25 protein-coding genes and 2 pseudogenes are annotated in these 24,104 nt (G+C 55.2%); 8 read left to right on the top strand and 19 right to left on the bottom strand.

Translation table 11 applies throughout. The annotated features are described in order from the left end of the window. Nucleotides 1-19 precede the first annotated feature (19 nt). The 3 genes from ACI7RC_RS08420 (at nucleotide 20) to ACI7RC_RS08430 (ending at nucleotide 6,016) form a co-directional block, all read left to right on the top strand. Nucleotides 20-2,134, top strand: a complete 2,115-nt coding sequence (locus ACI7RC_RS08420; protein ID WP_408107792.1) for an AMP-binding protein — start codon at nucleotides 20-22, stop codon at nucleotides 2,132-2,134. Beyond that, entirely contained in the window at nucleotides 2,131-3,378 is a 1,248-nt protein-coding gene (lplT, locus tag ACI7RC_RS08425; RefSeq protein WP_408107793.1) for a lysophospholipid transporter LplT, read from the top strand. The genes ACI7RC_RS08420 and lplT overlap by 4 nt, the downstream gene beginning before the upstream one ends. A 451-nt stretch (nucleotides 3,379-3,829) precedes the next feature. Continuing rightward, nucleotides 3,830-6,016: an acyltransferase family protein gene (locus ACI7RC_RS08430; RefSeq protein WP_408107794.1), complete on the top strand. Its 2,187-nt coding sequence runs from the start codon at nucleotides 3,830-3,832 to the stop codon at nucleotides 6,014-6,016. Between the two features lie 64 nt (nucleotides 6,017-6,080). Here the strand turns inward: ACI7RC_RS08430 and ACI7RC_RS08435 are convergent, their stop codons facing one another. The 5 genes from ACI7RC_RS08435 to ACI7RC_RS08455 all read right to left on the bottom strand — a co-directional run bounded on the left by ACI7RC_RS08435 (nucleotide 6,081) and on the right by ACI7RC_RS08455 (nucleotide 8,599). Continuing rightward, nucleotides 6,081-6,581, bottom strand: a complete 501-nt coding sequence (locus ACI7RC_RS08435) for an isochorismatase family protein (protein WP_408107795.1) — start codon at nucleotides 6,579-6,581, stop codon at nucleotides 6,081-6,083. A gap of 46 nt (nucleotides 6,582-6,627) precedes the next feature. Then, entirely contained in the window at nucleotides 6,628-7,050 is a 423-nt protein-coding gene (locus ACI7RC_RS08440; protein WP_408107796.1) for a VOC family protein, read from the bottom strand. Nucleotides 7,051-7,137: 87 nt separating this feature from the next. Beyond that, the gene (locus ACI7RC_RS08445; RefSeq protein ID WP_408107797.1) at nucleotides 7,138-7,356 is read right to left on the bottom strand and encodes a hypothetical protein; all 219 of its coding nucleotides are present in this window, start codon (nucleotides 7,354-7,356) and stop codon (nucleotides 7,138-7,140) included. A gap of 60 nt (nucleotides 7,357-7,416) precedes the next feature. Then, nucleotides 7,417-8,025, bottom strand: a complete 609-nt coding sequence (locus ACI7RC_RS08450; protein ID WP_408107798.1) for a hypothetical protein — start codon at nucleotides 8,023-8,025, stop codon at nucleotides 7,417-7,419. A gap of 253 nt (nucleotides 8,026-8,278) precedes the next feature. Next, nucleotides 8,279-8,599, bottom strand: coding sequence for an antibiotic biosynthesis monooxygenase family protein (locus ACI7RC_RS08455; protein ID WP_408107799.1), 321 nt, complete (start codon nucleotides 8,597-8,599; stop codon nucleotides 8,279-8,281). Nucleotides 8,600-8,843: 244 nt separating this feature from the next. Between ACI7RC_RS08455 and ACI7RC_RS08460 the strand changes: the two genes are divergently transcribed. The 4 genes from ACI7RC_RS08460 (at nucleotide 8,844) to ACI7RC_RS08475 (ending at nucleotide 11,834) form a co-directional block, all read left to right on the top strand. Further along, nucleotides 8,844-9,737, top strand: a complete 894-nt coding sequence (locus tag ACI7RC_RS08460; protein ID WP_408107800.1) for a cation diffusion facilitator family transporter — start codon at nucleotides 8,844-8,846, stop codon at nucleotides 9,735-9,737. A gap of 100 nt (nucleotides 9,738-9,837) precedes the next feature. Next, the gene (locus ACI7RC_RS08465) at nucleotides 9,838-10,533 is read left to right on the top strand and encodes an aspartate/glutamate racemase family protein (protein ID WP_408107801.1); all 696 of its coding nucleotides are present in this window, start codon (nucleotides 9,838-9,840) and stop codon (nucleotides 10,531-10,533) included. An 85-nt stretch (nucleotides 10,534-10,618) separates the two neighbouring features. Next, the gene (locus ACI7RC_RS08470) at nucleotides 10,619-10,978 is read left to right on the top strand and encodes a L,D-transpeptidase (protein WP_408107830.1); all 360 of its coding nucleotides are present in this window, start codon (nucleotides 10,619-10,621) and stop codon (nucleotides 10,976-10,978) included. Nucleotides 10,979-11,069: 91 nt separating this feature from the next. After that, the gene (locus ACI7RC_RS08475) at nucleotides 11,070-11,834 is read left to right on the top strand and encodes a copper amine oxidase N-terminal domain-containing protein (RefSeq protein ID WP_408107802.1); all 765 of its coding nucleotides are present in this window, start codon (nucleotides 11,070-11,072) and stop codon (nucleotides 11,832-11,834) included. Between the two features lie 56 nt (nucleotides 11,835-11,890). On the opposite strand, the gene ACI7RC_RS08480 is transcribed toward ACI7RC_RS08475, so the two are convergent. The 13 genes and pseudogenes from ACI7RC_RS08480 to ACI7RC_RS08540 form a co-directional block, all read right to left on the bottom strand. Beyond that, nucleotides 11,891-13,231, bottom strand: a complete 1,341-nt coding sequence (locus tag ACI7RC_RS08480) for an LLM class flavin-dependent oxidoreductase (protein WP_408107803.1) — start codon at nucleotides 13,229-13,231, stop codon at nucleotides 11,891-11,893. Between the two features lie 85 nt (nucleotides 13,232-13,316). After that, on the bottom strand, nucleotides 13,317-14,669 hold the full coding sequence (locus tag ACI7RC_RS08485) for an MmgE/PrpD family protein (protein WP_408107804.1): 1,353 nt from the start codon (nucleotides 14,667-14,669) through the stop codon (nucleotides 13,317-13,319). A 26-nt stretch (nucleotides 14,670-14,695) separates the two neighbouring features. Continuing rightward, nucleotides 14,696-15,448 carry an amino acid ABC transporter ATP-binding protein gene (locus ACI7RC_RS08490; protein ID WP_408107805.1) on the bottom strand — a complete coding sequence of 251 codons (753 nt, stop codon included), beginning with the start codon at nucleotides 15,446-15,448 and terminating at the stop codon, nucleotides 14,696-14,698. 11 nt (nucleotides 15,449-15,459) lie between these two features. Beyond that, entirely contained in the window at nucleotides 15,460-16,131 is a 672-nt protein-coding gene (locus ACI7RC_RS08495) for an amino acid ABC transporter permease (protein ID WP_408107806.1), read from the bottom strand. Between the two features lie 21 nt (nucleotides 16,132-16,152). Further along, complete coding sequence (locus ACI7RC_RS08500; protein ID WP_408107807.1) at nucleotides 16,153-16,986, bottom strand: amino acid ABC transporter substrate-binding protein; 834 nt, start codon at nucleotides 16,984-16,986, stop codon at nucleotides 16,153-16,155. A gap of 12 nt (nucleotides 16,987-16,998) precedes the next feature. Beyond that, nucleotides 16,999-17,796 carry a transporter substrate-binding domain-containing protein gene (locus ACI7RC_RS08505; RefSeq protein WP_408107808.1) on the bottom strand — a complete coding sequence of 266 codons (798 nt, stop codon included), beginning with the start codon at nucleotides 17,794-17,796 and terminating at the stop codon, nucleotides 16,999-17,001. Nucleotides 17,797-17,816: 20 nt separating this feature from the next. Beyond that, a complete protein-coding gene (locus ACI7RC_RS08510; RefSeq protein ID WP_408107809.1) occupies nucleotides 17,817-18,326 on the bottom strand; it encodes a GNAT family N-acetyltransferase in 510 nt (169 codons plus the stop codon). 10 nt (nucleotides 18,327-18,336) lie between these two features. Next, a complete protein-coding gene (locus tag ACI7RC_RS08515) occupies nucleotides 18,337-19,353 on the bottom strand; it encodes a M14 family metallopeptidase (RefSeq protein WP_408107810.1) in 1,017 nt (338 codons plus the stop codon). A 5-nt stretch (nucleotides 19,354-19,358) separates the two neighbouring features. Next, nucleotides 19,359-19,934: pseudogene (locus ACI7RC_RS08520) on the bottom strand (LLM class oxidoreductase); the annotation flags it as partial. 124 nt (nucleotides 19,935-20,058) lie between these two features. Beyond that, a pseudogene (locus tag ACI7RC_RS08525) lies at nucleotides 20,059-20,817 on the bottom strand (NtaA/DmoA family FMN-dependent monooxygenase); the annotation flags it as partial. Next, entirely contained in the window at nucleotides 20,814-20,972 is a 159-nt protein-coding gene (locus tag ACI7RC_RS08530) for a hypothetical protein (protein WP_408107811.1), read from the bottom strand. The gene ACI7RC_RS08530 and the pseudogene ACI7RC_RS08525, both read right to left, overlap by 4 nt. 83 nt (nucleotides 20,973-21,055) lie before the next feature. Continuing rightward, entirely contained in the window at nucleotides 21,056-22,264 is a 1,209-nt protein-coding gene (locus ACI7RC_RS08535) for a M20 metallopeptidase family protein (RefSeq protein WP_408107812.1), read from the bottom strand. 266 nt (nucleotides 22,265-22,530) lie between these two features. Then, complete coding sequence (locus ACI7RC_RS08540) at nucleotides 22,531-23,256, bottom strand: NAD(P)-dependent oxidoreductase (RefSeq protein ID WP_408107813.1); 726 nt, start codon at nucleotides 23,254-23,256, stop codon at nucleotides 22,531-22,533. Nucleotides 23,257-23,389: 133 nt separating this feature from the next. Here ACI7RC_RS08540 and ACI7RC_RS08545 point away from each other — a divergent pair, with 133 nt between their 5' ends. Then, nucleotides 23,390-23,731: a winged helix-turn-helix transcriptional regulator gene (locus tag ACI7RC_RS08545; protein WP_408107814.1), complete on the top strand. Its 342-nt coding sequence runs from the start codon at nucleotides 23,390-23,392 to the stop codon at nucleotides 23,729-23,731. Nucleotides 23,732-23,763: 32 nt separating this feature from the next. On the opposite strand, the gene ACI7RC_RS08550 is transcribed toward ACI7RC_RS08545, so the two are convergent. Continuing rightward, the gene (locus tag ACI7RC_RS08550) at nucleotides 23,764-24,081 is read right to left on the bottom strand and encodes a hypothetical protein (protein WP_408107815.1); all 318 of its coding nucleotides are present in this window, start codon (nucleotides 24,079-24,081) and stop codon (nucleotides 23,764-23,766) included. Between the last annotated feature and the right edge of the window lie 23 nt (nucleotides 24,082-24,104).

The raw sequence follows: 24,104 nt of genomic DNA on the forward strand, positions 1-24,104 counted from the left end.
CTAAAGGGTGTGGTTTTTTATGTTTCTCCTGCATGCAATGCTGAAGTACGTCTTGCTTCTCTGGTTTCGCCCCCGGATCAAGGGGCTTTCCAACATCGATTTTTCCCGGCCCGCGATCATCATCCCCAACCACGTTTCTCTGGTGGATGCAGTTCTGTTGTCCTTTTCCCTGCCCGCCCAGGTGACGTTTGTGGCCAACACGGAAATCGCGAAAAAGTTTTCGTTTTTTCTGCGCTTTCGCAAGCACATTACCGTTGACCCGCTGAATCCCTACTCGATCCGGCAGATGATCCGGGTCGTCAAGAGCGGCGAATCGCTGGTCATTTTCCCGGAAGGGCGGATCACGACGACCGGCGGCCTGATGAAAATCTACAGCGGCGTAGGCTACCTCGCCCTGCGAACAGGCGCTGCCGTCTATCCCGTCGCGATCGAGGGTTTGGAACGTTCCGTCTTCTCCTATCTGAAAGGCAAGCTGCGGCTCTCCTGGTTCCCGAAAGTGACATTCTCCATCGGGACACCGTTCACGCTGGAAAAGCGGGAAAACGTGCCGATGAGAGAGCAAAAGGCGGCCGCGAGCGACTTTATCCTGCGCACGATGCAATCCGCTCTGTTTCAGGCCCGGACGAAGCAGGAGGTCAACCTGTTCGATGAAGTGCTTCTGGCAGCCAAGATGGCCGGACGTAAGCAAGTCATCGCCCGTGACCTGACCGCTGCCGTCTCGTATCGCACCTTGCTGATCGGCAGCTACCTGCTCGGCGGCAAGCTGAAGACACGGCTCGCCGGCAGAGCAAACGTCGGCGTGCTTCTGCCCAATTCGATCGGCCAGCTGATCACCCTGCTGTCCCTTTTTAGGATCGGGACGACTCCGGCGATCCTGAACTTTTCGCTGGGGATTCGCTCTCTCCTGGATTGCTGTGAGACGGCAGAGATCAAGACGATTCTGACCTCACGGGCGTTCATTGAAAAAGGCAAGCTGGAGCATGTGATCACAGGCCTGCAGGAGCAGGTCGAAATCATCTACCTGGAGGACGTCAAAGCTTCCGCTTCTTTCCTGGATAAACTGGCAGCCTTCTGCCGCTATCTGACAAGGCAGCGGGCGCAGGCGGGCAATCGTGAACTGATTCTCTTCACCTCGGGGAGCGAGAGCAAGCCAAAAGGCGTCGTGCTGACACATGACAACTTGTACGCCAATATCCAGCAAGTCAGAAGCGTAATCGACCTGACGCAAAAAGACAAAATGTTAAACGCGCTCCCGATGTTCCACAGCTTCGGACTGACGGCCGGCACGCTCCTGCCGGTGGTCACGGGCATTCCGGTCTACCTTTATCCTAGTCCGCTCCACTTCAAGATCATCTCGGAGCTTTGCTACGACCAGAACATTACGCTCCTGTTCGGCACGTCCACGTTTCTTTCGGCCTACGGCAAGATGGCTCACCCCTACAACTTTTACTCGCTTCGCTACGTCTTTGCCGGAGCGGAAAAGCTGAAAGACGACGTGCGGCAGATGTGGATGGACAAATTCGGCGTGCGGATTTTTGAAGGGTATGGAGCGACGGAGACTTCCCCGATCCTCTCGCTCAACACTCCGCTGGCAAACAAGCGGGGGACGGTCGGACGCCTGCTGCCGGGGGTCGAAGCCCGGGTAGAAGCGGTAGAGGGCATCACAGCAGGCGGCCAACTGTTGGTCAAAGGGCCGAATGTGATGAAGGGCTACCTCATCCACGGAAAAGGTTTCGTTCCGGCCGATGAGTGGTATCCGACCGGCGATTTGGTTTCGCTCGATGCCGACGACTACCTCGCCATCCAATCCCGGCTGAAGCGCTTCGCCAAAATCGCCGGGGAGATGGTCTCGCTCAACCTGGTCGAAGAATTGGCCGCCCAATGCTACGGTCACTCGGATTTCGCGGCCATCGCGATTCAAGATCAGCGCAAAGGAGAGCGGATCCTGCTCTACACCTCGGACGATACCGCCCAGATTGGGGCGCTGCGGGCTTACGTGGCCGAAAAGCAATTTTCTCCCTTGCTGCTTCCAGCCGCGATCCGGGTTGTGGAAAAGCTGCCCCTGCTCGGCAGCGGAAAGACGGATTACGTCAGCCTGAAACAATGGGCGGAACAAGGAGGAAAAGCATCGTGATCAAACCGCTTCGCGCGTTGAATTTTACCCAGTTTTTATCTGCTTTTGCCGACAATATGATCATCCTGGTCGCCATCGCGATCATTCACGACCAGCACATGCCCTTGAAGTACATCGGCTTCGTCCAGGCTGCCTTCCTCGTCGCCTACATCGTCCTCGCCCCCGTGGTCGGGACCTTCGCCGAGCGGAACCCGAAGTCGAAAGTTCTCTTGCTTGGAAATCTGCTGAAGGCGTTGTCCGTTGTCTGCTTCCTGGCCGGGCTGCATCCGGTGCTGAGCTACGCCGTGACGGGGATAGCCTGCGCCTTTTACGGACCGGCGAAGTACGGCATCCTGCCGGATCTGACGAACAGCGAAGAAGAGCTGCTGAAAGCCAACGCCAAGCTGGAAGGCTACACGATCGTGGCGATTCTGGCCGGAACACTGGCCGGCGGCTTGTCGGTCAATTCCTTCGGGATCGCCACATCGCTTTGCATCTGTCTCGGCCTTTACCTCGTCTCGTTCGCTGTGACCTTCGCCATTCCCCGGTTTGAGGGGAACCGCAGGCTGCACTACGCCCGAGAGGCCGCCCGCTTTTTCACGGTGGACTGCGGCACATTATTCCGGCATCCGGTCACGAGATTTGCGCTGATCGGCACAGGAGCGTTCTGGATGGCAGCCGTTGTGCTGCGGACAGCCGCCTTTGCTTGGATTCCGCTGGCCTACAGCTCCTTCTTGATTGCCGGAAAAGAGGAGACGCAGATCTCCATGATCATCGCCTCGACTGCGATTGGCATCATGATCGGCGCCCTTTCGGCTCCGTACCTCGTGTCCGCCAGGAATTATTTTCGCTCTTATTGGTTCGGTCTGTTGATGATCCCGATCCTGCTGGCGTTTCCTTATGTACACAACCTGTATGTGACCGTGGTCTTCCTCTTGGTGGTCGGATTCTTCGGCGGCGTGTTCGTGGTTCCGATGAACTCCGTGCTGCAGGACCGCGGGAAACCGATGATCGGCACAGGCAAGGTCATCGCTGTACAGAATTTTGTCGAAAATTCACTGATGGCCGTGGGAACCGGATTATACGTGCTGACCACGAGCATCGTTCCCGGATGGGTCGGGGCAGACAGCTCCGGGGCCAACCTCGATTTTATTTCCTACGCCATTTTTGGAATGGGCCTCATTCTGGCCGGGTTTGTGGCTGTCCTCCGCTGGCATGTCCCCCGGCTGCGAAATGAGGGAAAACAGACGGACAGCAGCCTTTGAAAATTTTTGTCGTAAATTTAATTTTTTTGTAACCAATTCCGATTCGATGCGTCCTATAGTAGAGGTATCAAAACGAACGGAAAGGGAGTACTCTCCATGAAGTAAAAGCAACGATCCACAGCCGCCGAAATAAAACGAAGTTACCAAAAAGAACGCCTATGACCGCCAAGCGAAAAACACATCACGATGACGGGCGATACGGATCAAAAACCAAGGGACATGGGATTCTCGCAAGGATCCCGGCTCCCTTCGCCACCCCGTTTTCTGCATAGAAAGCTGGGGTTTTTGTATGGAGACGCCTCGAATGTGGGCAAGTTTGGCGGCAACCCCTCTGTTGGGGGAAAACATAGAATTTACTGTAATGGAGAGGGCAGAGTACAGATGAAACAAGATCAGAATCACAAGCGGTTGACACAAGGGCGCATCAAAACGGGCAGAGGGGGCAACCGATATGCCTGAACCGATCAAAGGACGCGGACGCTACATGGCCGGCTTGGACGGACTGCGGGCATTGGCGGTATTGGCCGTCATCGCCTACCACCTCAATCTGGATCTGGCCCCTGGCGGACTCTTGGGCGTTGGCGTGTTCTTCGTGCTGTCCGGTTACCTCATCACGGACCTGCTCGTCGCCGAATGGACCAAAAGCAGGCGGCTCGACCTGAAAGACTTCTGGCTCCGGCGATTCCGCCGGCTGCTGCCCGCGCTGTTCGTCATGCTTTTCGCAGTGACCCTCTGGCTGGCGCTTTTTACCCCCGCCCGGCTCATAGCGCTGCAGGGAGACCTCCTGTCAGGGGTGCTGTACGTCAGCAATTGGTGGTACATCTTCCACCAAGTATCGTACTTTGAACAGTTTGGCCCGCCCTCCCCATTCGGCCACCTCTGGTCGCTGGCAGTGGAAGAACAGTTCTACCTGCTGTGGCCGCTCTTCCTGTACGTCGGGCTGCGGTTCGCTCCCAAGCGAGGACCGTTGGCCGGGCTGATCCTCCTGGGAGCGGCCGTCTCGGCGCTGGCGATGGCCCTGATCTATCAGCCGGGCAGCGATCCCAGCCGGGTCTACTACGGCACAGACACCAGGGCCTTCGGTCTGCTCATCGGATCCGCGCTGGCGCTGATCTGGCCCAGCCGTAAGCTCTCCGCCAATGTCTCCGCTGCGACCCGGGTGACGCTGGACCTGGCCGGCGGTGCCGGACTCATGATCATCCTGCTGATGATTTGGCAGACCAATCAGTACGACCCGCTTCTCTACCCTGCCGGACTCGTCATGCTGTCGATCGCGGCTGCGGTCGTCGTTGCTGTACTCGCCCACCCGGCGAGCCTGCTTGGCCGCACGCTGGGCTGGACGCCGCTGCGTTGGCTCGGGGTGCGTTCCTACGGCATCTACCTCTGGCACTACCCCGTCATCGCACTGACCAGCCCTGTGGTGAACACTGACGGGATCGATGTCCCGCGAGCCATCCTCCAACTGGCAGCCAGCATCGGGCTTGCCGCTCTGTCGTGGCGGTTTGTCGAAGATCCGATTCGCCGCGGCGCATTGGGAAGACTCTGGTCAGAGAGAAAATACCGTGATCGGCAGGCACGCGGGCCGATCATCCGTTGGGTTGCATCTGCTGCTGCAGTGTGTGGGCTGCTCGCACTCGGTTTGTCCGTCATCAGTGTAGCAAACCCGGCGGTAACCGCTACAGCGAGCGGCTCTCAAGACCCTGCCGGCAGCGGCGGGCATCAGGCGAAAACGCCGCCAAATCCCCGTCCTGACCAGCAGCAGCCCGACCGCACGAATGCCAGCAGCCAAGCGAAGCCCGGCAGCCCAGCAGAACCGGCCGGCAAGCCTTCGTCCACTGACACTCCGAAACAGGCTGACCAAGCGAACCACGATCGTTCCACGCAGAACAGCAGCCAGACGAAACAAGGCGGCTCCGCACAGAAAAGCAACCAGGCGAAGCAGGATGGCTCCTCCAGGCAGAACGGCGGCCAGGCAAAGCAGGATGGCTCCGCGCAGAACGGCGGTCAGGCGAAGCAAGATGGCACCGTGCAAAACGGCGGAAAGTCAGCCGGCGAGCCGAAACAGACGGATGGCCATTCGGGACAGACCGGTTCGCCAGACTCCATCCCGCCAAAATCGGGTGAAGGCGTCACGGCTTTTGGCGACTCCGTCATGCTCGACGTCGCTCCCTATCTGGAAAAACTTCTGCCGGGCATCGTGGTCGACGCCAAGATCGGCCGGCAAATGTCGCAAGCCCCGGAAGTCGTGGCAAAGCTAAAGGCTGAAGGCAAATTGGGCAATCGAGTGATTATTGAACTTGGCACGAACGGCTCCTTTACCAAGAACCAGCTGATGTCGCTGCTGCACTCGCTCGGCGATCCAGAGCAGATCATACTGGTCAACACCCGTGTTCCCCGTCCGTGGGAGGGCGTCGTCAACTCGACCATCACCGAGGTAGCTGCTCTCTTCCCCCACATTACGCTTGTCGATTGGTATGCGGCGAGTGCCGGCAAAAGCTCGTTTTTCGAACCCGATGGCGTCCACCTCAACCACGAAGGCGCCCAGTTCTACGCCTCGCTCTTGGCCAAGGCAATCGCGCCGGAACCAGGTCATGGCAAGACTGCCGCAGCAGGCGCAACGGAAGAGATAAAACAGTAAATGAAAGGAAGGAAGCCGTGACTCTTTTTAAGTCACGGCTTCCTTGTACCCGTTCTGCAGCGGATCAAGTCATGGCGTCCAGCATGTATTTGATCACCGGGTAGGAAATGAGATGTCGATCCCGGTAAGTCGAGAAGACAGCCTCCGGTTTTTCGCCGACGATTCCTCTTTGCAGAATAGCGGCTTTGAATCCCCGTTCCACAGCCCCATTAGCGGTGAAGGTGACACAGTATTCTGCGGCAAACCCGGCTACGACGACGAATTCAACACCAGCCTGGCGAAGGACTTGCTCCAGATCGGTTTGCCAGAAAGCATTTGAGAATTGCTTTGTCACCCGGATGTCCTTATGTCCGACAGTGATCCGGGGGATGATCTCTCTCGCCTGAGGATCGGCATCTCCTTCCGAGCCTTCCATGTCTTGAATATGAATAACCCTTTGATCTTTCGCCCGCAAGAGTCCTGCTACGTAATTGATGTACTCGCATGCTTCTGCCACGTCTGCATTGTCTATCCGATCCCGTAAGAAGATCTGCTGCATATCAACGATAAGAAGCCCGAATTTCAAAGGATTCCTCTCCTTTTCTGTTTGCCAGAATAAGACCTTCGCCTGATCATGAAGCAGGACCGCTCTTTGCCAGGGTTAACTGCCACGAAACACCGTACTTGTCTGCGACCCAGCCGAACTTTTCGCTGAATGGGTACGCTCCCAGCGGCATGAGAACAGAACCGTCTTGAGCCAAGCGCTGAAAGACGCGATCGACCTCCTCTTCTGTGTCGCACGTGACATAAAGAGACATGGCAGGTGTAAAGGTAAAGTCATGCTTTATGTTGCTGTCGATACACATGAAGACTTGTCCTTTCAAGGAAAAGGCAGCAAGCATCACGGTCCCCTCGTCCCCCGTTTCATTCGGGCCGTAGCGAGTGATGCTGATGATTTCCGACTGGTCGAAGAGAGAGGTGTAAAAATTCATGGCTTCTTCGGCCTGGCCTGAGAACATCAAAAATGTGGTGATCTTTGGGATGGAATGACTCATATCTTTCACCCTCCGTCTGTAGCAATATAGGTTTCGTAACTCATTTTGATCATCTCAACAGAATTTTATGATTTCTACTATTGTAACTTATGCTAGTGGAGGTTTGTTTCTCATTGATTGCGCTTTTGCTTTTTCCTTCTGAACAAATAATTCTCGAATAAATGCCCCTGCGCCCATAGATAACGCTATGATTACGATCAAATTGATAATTTTAACGAAAAGATAAGGGGCTATAACAACGTGGATACAAGATACAATGATAATAGCTGAATTAAAAATAATACCAAAATATAGCTGTTTGATCATTCATAAACTTTCCTTCCCATACTTGTTTCCCCCCCGCTCCTACTCTTTATTTATCGGTTTTCATTTCAAAACCTCACCGTCTTTGGAAATCCCTTTCGCGTGAAACCCTTTTGCCCCTATGGAAACTGCCTCTCCTTCCCTTGGCGTTCCTTTGTGTTCCCAGCGCAGGTCATCCAGGCTATATACTCTATAAAAGTATCGAATGCCGTCCGCTTCAAATAGGTTTGCCTGTATGTACCCGGTCTCTTCGTTTCCTACATCTACTGTTGCGATGTCGGGATTGTGAATCCGTCCGAACATCACGGCGATGTCTTTTGTCTCTTGATTTTCTTGATAATGGATCGTGCTGTCGTAAACCTCCATGTCGTCATCCGTATAATGATTCCATCCTTTAGCACCAAGGAATTCCCAGCCTTCCTCCGGATTACCCTTAAAAATCGCTGCGTTTAAGATATCATCTATTTTTCTGCCGATATCGCCATAGTTTACTTCAGCGTTTAACGTGTAAAAAACCAAGCGTTTATTCCCTTCGAGCTGTATTTGCTTGATCAGTTTATTGACCTGAAAAGGAACGTCCCGCTCCATCGCCTGTTCAATTGTTTTTGGCTTGCATGCGGTACCTATCATTAGCGCAAATACAAAAACCAATACCAATCCTGCTCGCTTCAAATGTTCTCTCCCCTCCCTTTTATTTGAACGACTGCCCCTCCATGCACGTGTTACGGTACTGCACAGCGGTGGGCAGACCAGCGTAAAATTCCTTTTTCTTACAACATTATACGACGGGATTCCAGACATTCCCAGACTAAAAACCGAAACTCTCCTCCCCTTTTTTCGTCTGGAGCTCTGGACATGAAAACACACAAAAAAAGGCCAGCACCTGTCCGTGTTGACGACAGGCGCTGACCTGCAGCTGCGTGTTTTACTGAACGGCCGTCTTGACCGCTTTCACTTCATACAAACCGCCCTCGGAGCTGATGATGTACTCCGGCTTAGGCTTGCCAAGGTTTGCCTTATGGGCGGCGATATGGGCGTCGCTCTTTTCCCACTGCTTCCAGTGCTCCTCCGATTCCCAGCGGATCAGGACCATGACCTCTTCTTCACCGCGTCTGACCTTTTTCACCATGACCGTCGAATCGACAAATCCTTCCTGTTGTTCGATGATGCCGGCACCGCTGAAGCGCTGTACCACTTGATCTGCATTGCCTTCGGTGACTGTTATTTTTCTTACCTGGACAAACATCTGACCATCTCCCGTGATCCAATCTCGTTTCAATCATTATAATTGATAATGATTTTCAGTGTCAACAAATCAGCTGCTTTCTGCCAACCCTTATCAGCCCGGTCATCCCGGAGTGTTTCCTCCAGGCAAATTCTTTTCCATTCCACTACATACCTGCTTCTCTTTAAAACTGTTTCTCTAGACCCACACGAATTTCATTTGTTATGATGAAAATCGCTTGAAATGGTCTTGGGGGATTGAAAAAATGGAAAGCTACCGCGACTATAAAAATGGGGAAACTGGGGCCTGTGTCAGTATTGTCACCTTTGTCGTTTTATCGGCAGGCAAACTTTTCATTGGCTATTTTTATCATTCCAAAGCGCTGTACGCTGACGGATTTAACAATGCCACGGATATTATCGCTTCCCTGGCTATCCTGATTGGACTTCGGATCTCGCAAAAGCCCGCGGACCACGACCACCCCTACGGCCATTTTCGCGCCGAGACGGTGTCCTCGCTGGTCGCGTCCTTCATCATGCTTGCTGTCGGTCTGCAGGTTTTTTATCAAGGCGTGACGGCGTTTAATCGGCCCCAGACGACCGCGCCTGACAGCATCACGGCATGGGTTGCCGCTTTTTCTGCTGTCGTAATGTACCTGGTGTACCGTTACAATACGAGGCTGGCGAAAAAAATAAACAGCGGCGCCCTCGCAGCGGCGGCCAAGGATAGCCTGTCGGATGCCCTGGTGAGTGTCGGTGCGCTGGTCGCGATTGTGGGCTCAAGGTACGGCATGCCGTGGCTGGACGCCGTAACAGCCATTCTGATCGGTCTGTTCATCTGCAAAACCGCGTGGGACATCTTCCGGGATGCCACCCACTCGCTCACAGATGGATTTGACTCCGCAAAGCTGCTCCTGCTCAAAAAGACAATTGCGTCTACTCCCGGCGTTTCCGCGATTCGCGATATAAAAGCCCGGCAGCTCGGCAACCGCGTCCTGGTAGATGTCGTCATTCTGGTAGAGGATCGCCTGACTGTATGGGAGAGCCACCTCATCACCGAAGAAATCGAGGAGAGAATGCTGAAGAAACATCAAATCAGGTATACCCACATTCACATTGAACCCGCAGTGAATACTTCTTCCACTTCCACCTGCAGCTAATGCTGATAGGTGTTTTTTTTCCTATCGAGGAAGTAAAGTCCCAGATTATCCGCGAATTTTGTTATCATGATGATACCAATAGAAATGCGAGGTGGTCATGATGAAGACAATCGGCCTGATCGGCGGGATGAGCTGGGAGTCATCGGCGATCTACTATCAACTGATCAACCAGAAAGTGAAAGAAAGGTTGGGCGGGCATCACTCGGCCAAAAGTCTGCTGTATTCGGTAGACTTCCACGAGATCAAAAACCTGCAGCACGAAGGCAAGTGGGAACAGGCGACTGAGATCATGATCGATGCGGCCAAAAGACTGGAGCGCGGCGGAGCGGACTTCGTCGTCATCTGCACGAACACGATGCACAAAATGGCCAGTGAAGTAGAAGCGGCGATCACCATCCCGCTTTTGCACATTGCCGACGCCACAGCCGGCGAAATACAGCGGCAGAACATCGAAAAGGTGGGGCTGTTAGCTACCGCGTTTACGATGGAGCAGGATTTTTACAAAGGCAGACTTGCCGAAAGATTCGGTCTGGACGTACTGGTGCCGGGTGAAGCTGACCGGAAGCTCGTTCATGATATCATCTATCAGGAGCTTTGCCTGGGCGTGATCAAGCGGGAGTCCAAAGACGCTTATGCAGAAATCATCAAAAAACTGGTCCGGGACGGGGCAAGGGGGATCATTCTGGGTTGTACGGAGATCACGCTGCTCATCTCCCAGGAAGATTGCGAGGTACCCGTGTTCGACACGACCAAAATCCACGCCGAATCGGCCGTAGAATGGGCCCTGCGGGCTTAGCCCAGGATTGCCGGCAGCCGCGTACAGCTTCGCGGCGGAAGCATAGGATACAGGAAGCGCGTTTTCCCCTGAGGAGGTGAACGTCATTCCTGCCTACCGCATCCGTATATCCATATCGAAGCTGACGCTGTACTTGTACGATGGAGATCGCCTTGTGCGCTCGTTTCCTGTGGCCTTGGGCAAGATCGCCACAGCTACGCCGCGCGGAGATTTTACCATCGTCAGCAAAGTCCCCTACCCGAATTCCTATCCGGGCGGGCCTTTGAGCGCATTCGGCACGATGTGGATGGGGCTCAGCAAGCCGCACTACGGCATTCACGGCACCAACAACCCTGCCTCGATCGGCAAGTACGTCTCCCACGGCTGCATTCGCATGTACAATCAAGATGTGGAGGCACTGGCCAGGCTCGTGCCTATCGGAACACCCGTCAGCATTCGCGAATAACATTTCTAGCCATACCATCGGATGATGGACTATAATTTTATTGAAAACACAACTGTACACTTTTTTGCGTACGACAAACGGGGGAAAACCTTTGAAAAAAATCCTGCTGCTGCTCGTCTCCCTTTGCCTCTTGACCGTTCCTCTCTGCGCAGCCGCCGCAGAGCAACGCCAGGAACAACCGCTGGATATCGAGGTGACCAATGTAACCCAAAACCGCGATACCCTGATCGTTCATGCGATCATCGCCAACGTCGGAAATGCGACGCTGGATCACTTTACCGACCTGCAGCTGAATGTCTACAACAATGACGATGATTCGACCGGTTTGCGCAATGAAGGGAAGTATTCCGGCGAGATCGCCCTGTCTGCCCTGACATTGGCTCCGGGTCAAACCATACCAGCGACTTTTGCCCTCTACGACACGAAAGATATGAATGTGAACACCGTTATATTTAAATGGGCGGCCCACTACCAGGCCGCTGACACGCCCGACTTTACGACAGGCATTCACGTCTTCATCGACGGTTCAGAGCTTCGCACAGATGCCCCGCCGCTGATGGTCAAAGACACGACGCTTGTGCCGATGCGGGCTGTCTTCGAACAGCTGGGGGCAGACGTCGCTTGGGATCCGCAAACCCAAACCGTGGAAGTCACGAAAGGGGATACCAAGGTAACGCATGTCGTAGGCTCCTCTGTATTGGAAGTAAATGGACGCGAGGTCAAACTGGATGTGCCCTCGATGACCATAAGCGGCCGCACCATGGTGCCGCTCCGGGCCTTTACCAGCAGTCTGGACTGCAGCGTGCAGTGGGGAAGAACGGGGGAAGCGACGACCATCGCCATCACGTCTTGGTAGCGCAAAAACACTCTCTTGCGGAGATTCCGAATTCTCTGCGAGAGAGTGTTTTTGTATCATCCTCTTGTCATTTGTTTGGCGTACCGGTTCACCGGTTTGGGCAGGCCAAGATGATCGCGCAAGGTGCTGCCGGTGTATTCAGTCCGGAAGCTGCCCCTCTCCTGCAGAATGGGAACGACTTGTTCAACGAAGAGGTCGAGCCCTTCCGGCAGCAGCGGCGGCATGAGGTTGAAGCCGTCAGCGCCCCCCTGGGCCGCCCATTCCTCCATTATGTCGGCAAGCTGAACCGGCGTTCCCACGAAAATATGGTGTCCCCGCGAGCTGGCGAACGACTTGTACAATTGGCGAATGGTCATATTTTCCTGTTTTGCCATATCTTTGATCATCTGAAAGCGGGTTTGTTCGGCGTTGGTCGCAAGCAACTCCAGGTCCGGAAGCGGTCCGTCGAGCGGATACGGTGAGAGATCAAAGCCTCCCAGAAAAAAGGACAAGATGCCAAGTCCAACTGACGGCAGAATGCAGTCTTGCAGCTCCTCGAACTTTTCCTTAGCTTCCGCTTCGGTCTCTCCAATGATCGGAAAGATGCCGGGCATGATGCTGATCTCATCAGGCGAGCGCCCGTACATGGCCGCTTTGTCCTTTATGCTCTTGTAAAAGGCTTGGGCGCCAGACAGGTTGTTCTGGACGGTAAAGACCACCTCCGCAGTCCGCGCCGCCAAGTGCTGACCTGTCTGTGATGAGCCCGCCTGGATAATCACAGGCTGCCCTTGCGGCGATCTGGCTGTATCCAACGGTCCGCGAACGGAGAAAAACTCCCCCTTGTGATGCAGCTCGTGCCATTTGTGGGGGTCGAAATACACGCCGGACGCTTTGTCGCGGACGAATGCATCCTCTTCCCAAGAGTCCCACAAGCCCTTGACCACCTCGACAAACTCTTCTGCCCGCTTGTAGCGAAGGCTGTGCTCGGGATGTGCCTCCTGGCTGAAATTCAGCGCCGTCGACTCAACGGAACAGGTCACGACATTCCACCCTGCCCTCCCGCCGCTTAAGTGGTCAAGCGAAGCAAACTGGCGGGCGATGTGAAACGGCTCGCTGTACGTCGTCGTGGCGGTTGCGGCCAGGCCTATTTTCGACGTTACCACGGCCAGTGCAGCCAGCAGGGTAAACGGTTCAAATCGCGTCAATACGTTGGGATGCGAGTCGGGGGCGATCGACAGGCTGTCCGCCAAAAACAACATATCCAGTTTTCCCCGCTCTGCCGTTTGGGCCAGTTGTTGGAAATAGGCAAAATCCAGGCTTCGATCCGGCTGTGCCTGCGGGTGCCGCCAAGAGGCGACATGATGTCCGGTACCGGCTAAAAAAACGCCGAGCTTTAGCTGTTTCTTTGCTTTTTCCATGTCTGCTGCAAAAACATCCTTCCCCGGTAGATTTTATTTAGCAGTTTTATTTTACCAGAGGAAAGGGGAGCTGATTGTTCTTTCCTTACAATAAGGCAAGCAAATTCTGCAAATCCGCCTCGCTGTGCAAGCCTGCGATCGCGGCAATCACCTGCTCTGCCCTGGCTTGGTCATCGGGCAGGGCATCCGTCAGCTTTTGCTGAAGCTCGGCTGGCGACAGGCAATTGCCGGGGGCTCCCCGCGGCCGGTCGACACGCGCCGCATACACGCGGCCTTCCCTCGTGATGACTTTCACAATCGTAAACCGCCCTTTTGGCACGGCATGGGGGGCCGGCTGTACCGTCGCGTCATAGGATCGCTCTATACGCTGCATAAACCGCAGGATGTCTGCCGGAATCGGCGCATTGGCGAAGCTGCCGAGCGACAGCGGGACGCCGTGCAGCGCCAGTGCTACGACGTATTCCACGCTGAACCGTCCCTGCTCGCCCGTCTGCGGACGCCTCTCCACCAAGGCCGCGTCGCCGCCCGGTGGAAACGCGATCTCGACGTGTTCAATCTCCGCTGCGGAGAATGCCCCGCTGTTCGCCAGCTCAAGCGCGGCGTCCGCCGCATGATGTGCGGCCGAGCAGAACGGATACACCTTGAACCAGAGGCCGGGATCGGCAATCTTCCACGGCTTTCCCCAGTCTTTGACCAGGACTTGCTCGGCCAGCGCCAAATCGCCGTACAGGCCAAAGAAGCCAAGCTTTCCATCCAGCGCACGGCGCGATCCGCCAAAACCGGACTGGGCCAGCTTCACCGCCAAAAGGCCGGCCTGGGCAGCCAGACCGGCGTGCAGCGGCTTCGCCTCTGTGCCGAATTGAGCCCGCAGGCCGCTCGTTTGCGTCGCGGCAAAGCCGATCGCCTTTTCCATCTCCTCCTCCGGGAAGCCCATGGCGTAACCGGCGGCGACAGCGGCGGCAATCGTCCCCAGCGTCGCAGTATTGTGCCAGCCTTTTGCATAGTGGTCGGGCCCGATCGAAAGTCCCAGTCTCGCCATCGTCTCTACCCCGACGGCGTACGCCGCCAAAAAGCGCTCACCGCTCAGCCTGCCGGCCGCCGCGACGGACAGCAGCGCCGGCAGGATCACGGTGCTGGGGTGGCCGCGCACATCGGCATGGACATCGTCAAAATCGAGCGCATGGCCGAGGTAGCCGTTCAAAAGCGCGGCCTGAAGAAAACTTGCCCGCCGCTGCTGCCCGATCACCGGAACATCCGCATTCCCCCCCTCGGCGGCAAACACCTCCCATAGCTTGGCGATTCCGGCATCGCCGCGGGCGGCAAAACTGGAAGCAAGATAGTCGACGACACCCGAGCGGGCGGCAGCCATCGCCTCCCGCCCCGGACGAGCAGAAACGGCGAGCCGGGCCAGCTCGCCAGTCAACGTGTGATCGCTCATGTACACCTCTCCCTCACCAGCCCGGGTCAACCGATCAGCTCCAGGGGAGCTCCCACCTGCTGGATAAATTTCTTCGTCCGCGGATTTTGCGGGTCGCCGAATATCTCTTCCGGCGTTCCCTGTTCCACGATCTTGCCCTCCGCCATAAAGATCACCTTGTCGGCTACTTCCCGCGCGAAAGCCATCTCATGGGTGACGATGAGCATCGTCGTCTGCCTCTCAGCGATCGCTTTGATGACCTGCAGGACTTCGGCCACGAGCTCGGGGTCAAGCGCCGAGGTCGGCTCGTCCAACAGAATCGCGTGCGGATTGACCGCCAGCGCCCGGGCGATTCCGATGCGCTGCTGCTGCCCGCCGGACAGCGTAATCGGATAGCTGTCGGCCTTATGTGCCAGCCCGACTTGTTCCAGCAGCGCTTCGCCCACTTTTCTGGCTTCCTCGGGCTTCATCTTTTTCGTGACCAGGAGCGATTCGGTGATATTTTGCAGGGCAGTCTTGTTTTTGAACAAATTGTAGTTTTGAAAGACCATCGCAGTTTGCTGGCGCAGAAAATGAGCTTCCCTGCGGCTGTACTTCTTCGCTGAAAGTGTCGCTTCCCCGATCTCAATCGTCCCGTCGTCCGGCTTCTCCAGCAGGTTGAGACACCGAAGCAGCGTCGATTTGCCTGAACCGGAGGGGCCGATGATCGCCACGACTTCTCCGCGCTGCACTTCCAGGTCAATTCCGTCCAGGACGACGAGCTCGCCAAATCGCTTGCGTAAATTTGTCACTTTCATCATCGCGGTTCCTCCTAGTTTTTATACGGCTTGCTGAGCTTGTTCTCGACGAACTGCTGCAAGAAGCTGTAGACGATGGTCACGAACCAGTAGACGATCGCCACCGCCAGATAGGTTTCGAAGAATTTCAGCGAAGCCGACGCCATCATCTTGCCTTGGGCAAACAATTCGGCAACGCCGAGGGTGAAGGCCAGCGAAGTCTCTTTCAACAGACCGATAAAGGTATTGCCCGTCGCCGGGATGGCGTTTCTCGTCGCCTGCGGCAGAATAATCCGCCGGTACGCCTGGATTCTCGTCATCCCGACAGAGAGACATGCTTCCAACTGTCCTTCGTCGACCGAATTTAGGGCTGCCCGGAAGATCTCCGCCAGATAAGCGGAGTTCTTCAGGCTTAAACCGATGATCGCCGCGGACAGTGCGTTCAGCACGCTAAAGGAGGGAAACAATTGCGGCAAACCGTAATAAATCAGGAACAACTGCACCAGTGTGGGCGTCCCGCGAAAAAACGAGATGTACACAGTGGCCAATTGATAGATCACCGGAATCCGGTTTTTTGTCATTACCGCCATGAACAAGCCGATCAGGATGGCAAAGACCATCGAGACCACAGCCATGACCAGTGTCAGCGGAAGGTACTTGAGCAGGGTTGGAAAGACTTCCAGCATGTATTGGCCGTCAAAATTCATCGTTGCCTGATCCCTCCCACACTACGGCTGGTTCGCCATTTTGACCGTTACATCGTCCTTAAAGTACTTTTCTGACAGTTTTTTCAAGGTCCCGTCTTCGCGAAGCTCCGACAAAACCTTGTCAAACTCTTCGCGGATCTTGTCGTGACGTTCGTCTTTCGGGAACGGAAATGCCACGGATTCGTAAGTAATCGGATCCCCGGCCAGCTTTAGCGGCAGACCGCTTTTTTCGATTTGCGCCAGCAGGACGCTGCGGCCGTTCACGTAAGCGTCAACGCGGCCATAGGCGACATCGTTTAAGGTTCCTTCTTGTGACTCATAGGTTTTGATGTTGATTTCCTTATTGGGATCCTGCTTTTCCAGATTTTTCGCGTGGTTTGATCCCAGGACGGCCGCTACCGTCTTTCCTTTCAAGTCGGCGACGCCGTGAATGTCGTTGTTGTCGTTTTTCACGACGATTTGTGTGCCCGCATAAGCGTATGGCTGCGTAAAATGAAATTTTTCCTTCCGCTGTTCCGTGACGGCGACCTGGTTGGAGACGGTATCGATCCGGCCGGTTTCCAGCTGTCCCATGACGCCGCTGAATTCGGCCAGATGCCACTCTACCTTGTAGCCCAGCTTGTCCGCGATCGTCTCGACGACTTCCACGTCAAATCCCTGCAGTTTGTCGCCTTCCTTGTAGGCAAACGGGTAGCTTTGCCCCGTCGCCCCTACGCGCAGCACTTTTTCTTCGGAGGCTCCCTGCGATCCGGATCCGGCGCCGCCCGTTCCGCTTTCGCCGCCGCTTCCGCAGGCGGTCAACGCGAATAACATCGCCGCCAGTGCTGCCGCCAGCAATCCCTTGCGTTTATTCATAGCGATTCTCCTCTATTTGGTTGAGATGTCTTCTTTAAACCATTTCTTTCCGAATTCAGCCAATTTTCCTTCTTCACGCAGTTCTTTCAATGCTTTGTTGAAATCGTCACGCAGCTTTTCCCCTGCTTCCGTCTTGGCGAACGGGAAGGCAAAGTCGTATTTGACGATGGTCTCGCCGCTCATTTTCAGCGGCAGCCCGGACTTTTCAATCTTGCTTACGCCGCTGAAGCGATCGTTGATGTAAGCGTCGATCCGGCCGAGGTCGATATCGTTTAAAATGCCTCCCGTATCCTCGTAGGTGACGATCGTAATCTCCTGGTTTGGATCTTGTTTGCGGACGTATTCCTCGTAAAACGATCCCAGGGCGACGGCCAGTTTCTTGCCTTTCAGATCGGACAGCTGCTTGTAGGTATCGTTGTCCTTCTTCACGATCAGCTGGACATCCGGGTAAGCGTAGGCGTCCGAGAAGTAATACTTCTCTTTGCGCTGGTCGGTGACGGCGGTATGCTCGGCAATGACGTCGATCCGGCCGGTATCAAGCTGCCCTAAGAGTCCGGTAAAATCGGCTGTCGTCCATTCGATGGTGTACCCCAGCTTCTCGGCAATCGCCCGGGTGACGTCCATGTCGTATCCGTCCAATTCGCCTTTTTCATTTTTCAGCGACCAGGGGTAGGAGGTGCCTTTGGTGCCGACGCGCAACACTTTTTTCTCCGCGTCTCCTTCGGCTGCATTGCCTTGTCCGCATGCGGTCAGGGCGAACAGCAGCACGGTGGAAAGGAGAAGAGCGATAGTTTGTCTGTATCTTTTCATCTGTCAGTCAGTCCTTATGGTTATTTTTCTTGAAGCAGATCAGGGCGCAGCACCTTGCGCAGGAAGATCGTCGTGTGCCCTCTCCCCAGATCTTTTTGCCCGACCCGCACGTAGCCTTTGCGTTCGTACATCTGCGCCAGCCACGGATGCTTGTCCGCCGTTCCGAGCGTCACAGCCGGAGCTTTTAAGGTGTCCCGGATGATCGTTTCTTCGACCCACTGAAGCAGGGCTGAGCCGACTCCCTTTTTGCCGAGGGCGGGTTCTACCGCGAACCACCAGATGTGCGGCAAGCCATACGGGCCCGGCTGCAGTCCCCACGGCATGCGCAGCGATACCGTTGCGACGATCCGCCCCTCTTCTTCCATCACGTAACAGGCGTTGTTGCGGATATTTTTCTCTACCAGTTCGAGATCTGCGGTCGCCGCTGCAAAGTTGATTCCCAACTGGCGGATGGGTTCGTATGCCCGCAGCGTCAACGCGAGCAGCTCTTCTGCGTCATCTACTGTTGCCAAGCGAAAATTTCTCGCCACTGTTTCCACCTCACGATTCCCATTTTGTTCCGACGAAGGCAATCCGATCGCCGACATCGACAACCGGATTGCGCCGGCTTAAGATGATGTACATGTCCTCTTCTGCCAAAATCGGCTGCTCATTTCCCAGCAAATCGATCACGGTTACAAGCCGCTCTCCCCGTTTCACCACGGTGCCAGGCGCAGGATTGTCGACAGCGATTCCCGCGGCATCCGAGTAGAGGAAGCGCCGCTCTGTGATCGTCACCGGCTGATGCTCCGGGTGAGGCGGGACGGCATCCTCATAGAGGCCCAATTCTCTGAAAACGGCCCGAAAGCCGCGCTCGGCCCAGTCCACATCCGCCTTCTCCAACACCCCTCCGGCTCCCACCTCGACCATGCAGGCGGGAATGCCGTGGAGCAGTGCCTGGACGTCCAGAAAGCCGTTTACATTGCCAGGCAGCTCGTAGAGCGGCTGGCTGAAATCCACCCGGCAGTGGGCGTAGCCGCCAAACGTACGGGCCAGCTTCTCCGCTTCGGCATAGGTCTGGCTTTGGGCCTCATCGGCCAAACGCTTGAAGACCGTGTACGGCCTCGACTGGTAGTGCGTGCCAACGGTATGGGCGTCGATCAAGTGGGTGGCGTGCAGCTTGATCTGTTCGAACAGAAAATGCGCGATTCTCTGCGAGATCGTCCCTTTGGGATTGCCGGGAAACTGCATATCCAGATCCAATCCGTCCTGCGGCGTGTTTTTTTGCCGGGCCGAAAAAGCCAGCGGATTGGACACCGGCGTAACGATAATCGCTCCTTTGAGCTTTGCCGGGTCCAGTGCCGGCAGCAGCTTCAGCAGGGCAAATGGAACGTTTAACTCATCGCCGTGAACCGCTCCGTTCACCCACAGGACTGGGCCCGGTTCCCGTCCGTTGACGATGTGGACGGGCAAGTAGACAGCCGAACCGTTCGACAGGCGGGCCACTTCCACATTCCCCTTCGCGTAGAAGCCTGGTTTCGCGGCAAGATTTCCAATTGCAATGATTCGTTCACCCATCTTCGTCAACCTCTCGTCTGTTGTTTGGCGTAGCGGTTTTCCGGTATTGTGAGCCCCAAGTGATCGCGCAGGGTATGGCCTGTGTACTCGGTCCTGAAGCTGCCTCGCTCCTGCAGGATGGGAACGACCTGGTCAACGAAGAGGTCAAGCCCTTCCGGCAGCAGCGGCGGCATGAGGTTGAAGCCGTCAGCGCCGCCCTCGGCCACCCACTGCTCCATTTTGTCAGCGAGCCCGGCCGGGGTTCCCACAAATATATGGTGGCCGCGCGAACCGGCGACGGATTGGTACAGTTGGCGAATCGTCAGGTTATCCCGCTTGGCCATCTCTTTGATCAGCTCAAAGCGGCTTTTCACGGCGTTGGTCGCCGGTATCTCCAGCTCCGGCAGCGGACCGTCGAGCGGATACGGCGTAAGATCGATGCCCCCCAGGTAGCTGGACAAGATGTTCAAGCCGACCGAGGGAAGGATGTAATCCTGCAGCTCTTGATACTTCTCCTTCGCGATCGCTTCCGTCTCGCCGATGATCGGAAAGATGCCGGGCATGATGCTGATCTCATCAGGCGAGCGCCCGTACGCTGCCGCCTTGCTTTTCACGCTCTGGTAAAAGGCCTGGGCGTCGGAGAGGTTGTTTTGCGCCGTAAAGATCACCTCTGCTGTCCGCGCCGCCAAGTGCTGGCCCGGCTCCGAGGAGNGCTGCCGCCTTGCTTTTCACGCTCTGGTAAAAGGCCTGGGCGTCGGAGAGGTTGTTTTGCGCCGTAAAGATCACCTCTGCTGTCCGCGCCGCCAAGTGCTGGCCCGGCTCCGAGGAGCCTGCCTGGACGATCACCGGTTGTCCTTGCGGCGATCTGGCTACGTTCAGCGGCCCGCGCACCGAGAAAAACTCTCCCTTGTAGTTCAGCTCATGCAGCTTGTCCGGATCGAAGAAGACGCCGGACGCTTTATCGCGGACGAGTGCGTCCTCTTCCCAGGAGTCCCACAAGCCTTTGACTACCTCGACAAACTCTTCTGCCCGCTTGTAGCGCAGGCTGTGCTCCAAATGCTCTTCGCCGCCGAAATTCTTCGCGGTCGATTGGATGGAGGACGTGACGACATTCCATCCGGCCCGTCCGCCGCTCAGGTGGTCGAGCGAAGCAAACTGGCGGGCGATGTGAAATGGCTCGCTGTACGTGGTAGAAGCAGTGGCGACCAAACCGATTTTCGAAGTCACCCCGGCCAGCGACGCCAGCAGCGTAAACGGTTCAAACCGGGTCAGCACATTGGGATGCGACTTGGCGTCGATCGATAAGCTGTCCGCCAAAAACAGCAGGTCCAGTTTTCCCCGCTCTGCCGTCTGGGCTAGTTGGTGAAAGTAGGCGAGATTCATGCTTCCATCTGCCTGAGCCTGCGGATGCCGCCAAGAGGCGACATGGTGCCCGGTTCCGGCGAGGAAAACGCCAATTTTTACCTGTTTCTTGCCAGTTTTCATATCTCTCCAGCTCCTCTTTCAAACAGTGGCATGAAGTTTATATTCCCTACTAAAACAATAATACCTATGGATTTAGTAGGTTTTAAGTTTAAAAAAAATAAAACTTTTTCAATTGGTGTAACAAAAATATACTGTCTGGCTTCTTTTTTTGTCAAGTCTTTTTTCCACGCGAGTATGCTCCGCTGTGAAAAGCAGCCAAGCCCATGCGGCGGGCCGGCTGCTCTCGTCTTCTGCAGACTTATTTTGCGAGTGCCTGACCGGGTCTGACAGCGCCGTCGGAAAGATAATGGAAAACAGCAGACACGAATACCTTGCCGATCACCAGCATCGCGCGCTCGTCAACATCGAAATTGGGATGGTGATGGGGATACGTGGCGTTGATCTCCGGGTTGCCGCCTCCCGCGAAGAAAAAGGTTCCGGGGACCTGTTGGAGATAATAAGCGAAATCCTCGCCTCCCATGCGCGGGGGCAGGTGCTTTACGTTTTCTTCTCCAACGATTTGTCTTGCCAGCTCTTCTACCCGTCTGGTCTCCTCCGGATGATTCCATACGGCTGGATACCCGCGGCGATATTCGACCTTTGCCGTTGCTCCTGCTCCTTCGCAGACAGACGCCGTTATCTGCCTGATCGACTCTTCGATCGAGGTGCGCACCTCTTCCTCGAAGGTGCGGACTGTCCCCGTGATTCTGGCTGTCTGCGAGATAACGTTGAAGGCCTGGCCTGCTGCAAATGTGCCGACCGTGACGACGGCGGTTTTTAACGGATCGACGCGGCGGCTGACGATCTGCTGCAGATTCATCACCAATTGGCAGCCGACGACGAGCGAATCCACCGTCTTGTGCGGATAGGCACCGTGCCCGCCTTTTCCCTCGATCTCGATTTCGAATGTATCCGCATTGGCCAGCAAGTAGCCTTCGCCAACGCCAACGGTGCCGACCGGTTCGTCTGAGGAGACGTGTGCTCCGTAGATCACATCCACCCCTTCCAGGCAGCCGTCTTCAATCATCGGCTTGGCTCCGCCGGGGAGAGACTCTTCCGCAAACTGGTGGATAAACACGACATTACCTGCCAGCTCGTCCTTTGCTTCACTCAGCACCTTGGCCGTGCCCAGCAGGGCCGCCGTGTGCATGTCGTGGCCGCAGGCGTGCATCACACCGGGAATGCGGGACTTGTATTCCACTTCTTTGGCGTCCTGAATCGGCAGAGCGTCAAAATCGGCGCGCAGCGCCACTGTCTTCCCCGGCTTTCCTCCCCTCAGGTATCCAACCACGCCCCTTCCTCCGACTTCCGTCCGGACTTCCAAGCCCAGTGCGTTCAAGAATTCGGCGATCTTTTTAGGCGTGTTCACCTCCTGAAAGGAAAGTTCGGGATACATATGCAGGTCTCGGCGAAACTTCACCAACTCCGGATAGATCTCTTCCAATCTGGCATACAGATTTTCCAACATCGGGTTCACTCCTTCGATTTGAATGGTAGCAAAGTTCGTTTATTAAATATTACCAATATTCGAGAGACAACAGAAGCGATCAGCTGCGTTTCCGGCAAAAAAATGAGACAGCCCTAATGGACCGAAGGCAAAGCGGAGCTGGCTGCCGGTTGTTGCGGATTTCCTGATGAGGGGAAATACGAAGGTGGGACCTATCCTACAACGGCGGCTAATACGTGCAGTACGACGAACAATCCGTATAAACTATTCATCTCATAACCTCTGTTCTATTCGATTACATCGTTCCGGTAAGCAACGCCTACTCTTTTGCCCTTAAACGGCCCCGACAGCTCAAGGTGGCTCAGCATGACATCCGCTACATCTTCATAAGCCACATCGATTTCATGAAGCCGGCTGAACAGGAGACCGGATAGCTCGGCCTCGGACAGATCCTTCGTAGATTCCGGGAACGGTATCGGCAATATGTCGGCTGAAACTTGCAAAAGGCCCGGCCTCTCATATTCCGCTCCGTCCACCATTGTTCCCGGACACATGAAGGACCAATCAAGCTTTGTGCGGCGCAGCCGGTTCCAATTATCGCTATGATATTTGAACATGGGCGGGATGCCGGGCAGGTCGTTTCCCATTATTTGGGTATAGGGAATCTCAAGCAACCCCGCACCTCCCATTACCCATACCCGACCGGAGAACTGAGGGTGATCTTCGCACTGTGTCACGATGTTGTCCACAATCCGGATGAACTCTTCGCCGTTAGCGACGCTGCCTGCCGCGATAATCGCAACATCCTGATGGCTAAGCGCGTGATAAACGCTCTGCGGATCCAGGATGTTTTGCGCCGCGATCTTCACTTGCCCCGCGATCTGTTCGCCTTGCTGCTCAATCAGTTTTTCCGGATTGCGCACAAAGGCGGTCATCTCGTGCCCCATTTTTACGCCTGACGCCAGCACACGTCTTCCCGTATTTCCCGTAGCGCCGAATACAATGATTTTCATGGTTGTTTCTCCTTCTTTCTATTTGGCAATGTTTTGGATTGACTTGAGAATATCACGGTTCTAAAATCATGGTAAGAACCGACTTTAAAGTAGGTTACTTACTTGAAAGTAAGCAAGACGGAGGAGGACTCCCATGAATGCCAATAAGGAGCTTACGGAAGAAAGAAAATGCCCGATTGAAACGGTCATTCATGTATTAGGCGGCAAGTGGAAGCCCACCATTCTTTGGCTTTTGCTAGATTCTGCCAAACGATTCAGCGAGTTGGAGAAGCGAATCCCCGGAATTACCCAAAAGATGCTTGCGCAGCATTTACGGGAGCTGGAGAACGACCGGCTCATTACCCGTACCATATACCCTTCGATTCCGCCTAAAGTGGTATATGCTCTAAGCGAGTATGGCGAAACCTTGATTCCCGTTCTGCAAACGATGTGCGACTGGGGAGAAAATCATAAACGGCCGGTTGCAAAGCAATAACATTTCCTTTTTCTGCAATGCCGGCCAGGATGTCATTTAAAACTTCCGAATTGCACGACATTGATACACGCTTTTATATTTTGGATGTTCACTTTCCCTCCCCCTTTCTTTTCATCTGTGCGGCCAAAATACGTTTTCATTTGAGGGGTACCGCCAACAAAATGCGGATTTTGTTGGCGGTACCCCAGCAGCTGCTGCAGATTCTCGAATACGTGAATCACCTGGGCAGGCAAACATACTGCCGGTAAACACGATAGACGGTTTGACGATCTCCCACCCAAAAGCAAAGTTGCCCTTCTTCCAACATCTACTGCACGACCCTCAATAGGTCCGGTTGTCTTCACCAGCAAAATTCACAAATGCTCCCCTTTCG

Origin of the sequence: Brevibacillus sp. B_LB10_24 (genome assembly GCF_046036945.1) — a bacterium.
In the GTDB taxonomy this organism is placed as follows: domain Bacteria; phylum Bacillota; class Bacilli; order Brevibacillales; family Brevibacillaceae; genus Brevibacillus_C.

What these genes read in the sequence shown, in the direction of transcription:
- ACI7RC_RS08420 (WP_408107792.1), top strand. Translation starts at nt 20, where the DNA reads ATGTTTCTCCTGCATGCAATGCTGAAGTACGTCTTGCTTCTCTGGTTT.
- ACI7RC_RS08430 (WP_408107794.1), top strand. Translation starts at nt 3,830, where the DNA reads ATGCCTGAACCGATCAAAGGACGCGGACGCTACATGGCCGGCTTGGAC.
- ACI7RC_RS08440 (WP_408107796.1), bottom strand. Translation starts at nt 7,050, where the DNA reads ATGAGTCATTCCATCCCAAAGATCACCACATTTTTGATGTTCTCAGGC.
- ACI7RC_RS08445 (WP_408107797.1), bottom strand. Translation starts at nt 7,356, where the DNA reads ATGATCAAACAGCTATATTTTGGTATTATTTTTAATTCAGCTATTATC.
- ACI7RC_RS08455 (WP_408107799.1), bottom strand. Translation starts at nt 8,599, where the DNA reads ATGTTTGTCCAGGTAAGAAAAATAACAGTCACCGAAGGCAATGCAGAT.
- ACI7RC_RS08460 (WP_408107800.1), top strand. Translation starts at nt 8,844, where the DNA reads ATGGAAAGCTACCGCGACTATAAAAATGGGGAAACTGGGGCCTGTGTC.
- ACI7RC_RS08465 (WP_408107801.1), top strand. Translation starts at nt 9,838, where the DNA reads ATGAAGACAATCGGCCTGATCGGCGGGATGAGCTGGGAGTCATCGGCG.
- ACI7RC_RS08480 (WP_408107803.1), bottom strand. Translation starts at nt 13,231, where the DNA reads ATGGAAAAAGCAAAGAAACAGCTAAAGCTCGGCGTTTTTTTAGCCGGT.
- ACI7RC_RS08485 (WP_408107804.1), bottom strand. Translation starts at nt 14,669, where the DNA reads ATGAGCGATCACACGTTGACTGGCGAGCTGGCCCGGCTCGCCGTTTCT.
- ACI7RC_RS08490 (WP_408107805.1), bottom strand. Translation starts at nt 15,448, where the DNA reads ATGATGAAAGTGACAAATTTACGCAAGCGATTTGGCGAGCTCGTCGTC.
- ACI7RC_RS08495 (WP_408107806.1), bottom strand. Translation starts at nt 16,131, where the DNA reads ATGAATTTTGACGGCCAATACATGCTGGAAGTCTTTCCAACCCTGCTC.
- ACI7RC_RS08500 (WP_408107807.1), bottom strand. Translation starts at nt 16,986, where the DNA reads ATGAATAAACGCAAGGGATTGCTGGCGGCAGCACTGGCGGCGATGTTA.
- ACI7RC_RS08505 (WP_408107808.1), bottom strand. Translation starts at nt 17,796, where the DNA reads ATGAAAAGATACAGACAAACTATCGCTCTTCTCCTTTCCACCGTGCTG.
- ACI7RC_RS08515 (WP_408107810.1), bottom strand. Translation starts at nt 19,353, where the DNA reads ATGGGTGAACGAATCATTGCAATTGGAAATCTTGCCGCGAAACCAGGC.
- ACI7RC_RS08535 (WP_408107812.1), bottom strand. Translation starts at nt 22,264, where the DNA reads ATGTTGGAAAATCTGTATGCCAGATTGGAAGAGATCTATCCGGAGTTG.
- ACI7RC_RS08540 (WP_408107813.1), bottom strand. Translation starts at nt 23,256, where the DNA reads ATGAAAATCATTGTATTCGGCGCTACGGGAAATACGGGAAGACGTGTG.
- ACI7RC_RS08545 (WP_408107814.1), top strand. Translation starts at nt 23,390, where the DNA reads ATGAATGCCAATAAGGAGCTTACGGAAGAAAGAAAATGCCCGATTGAA.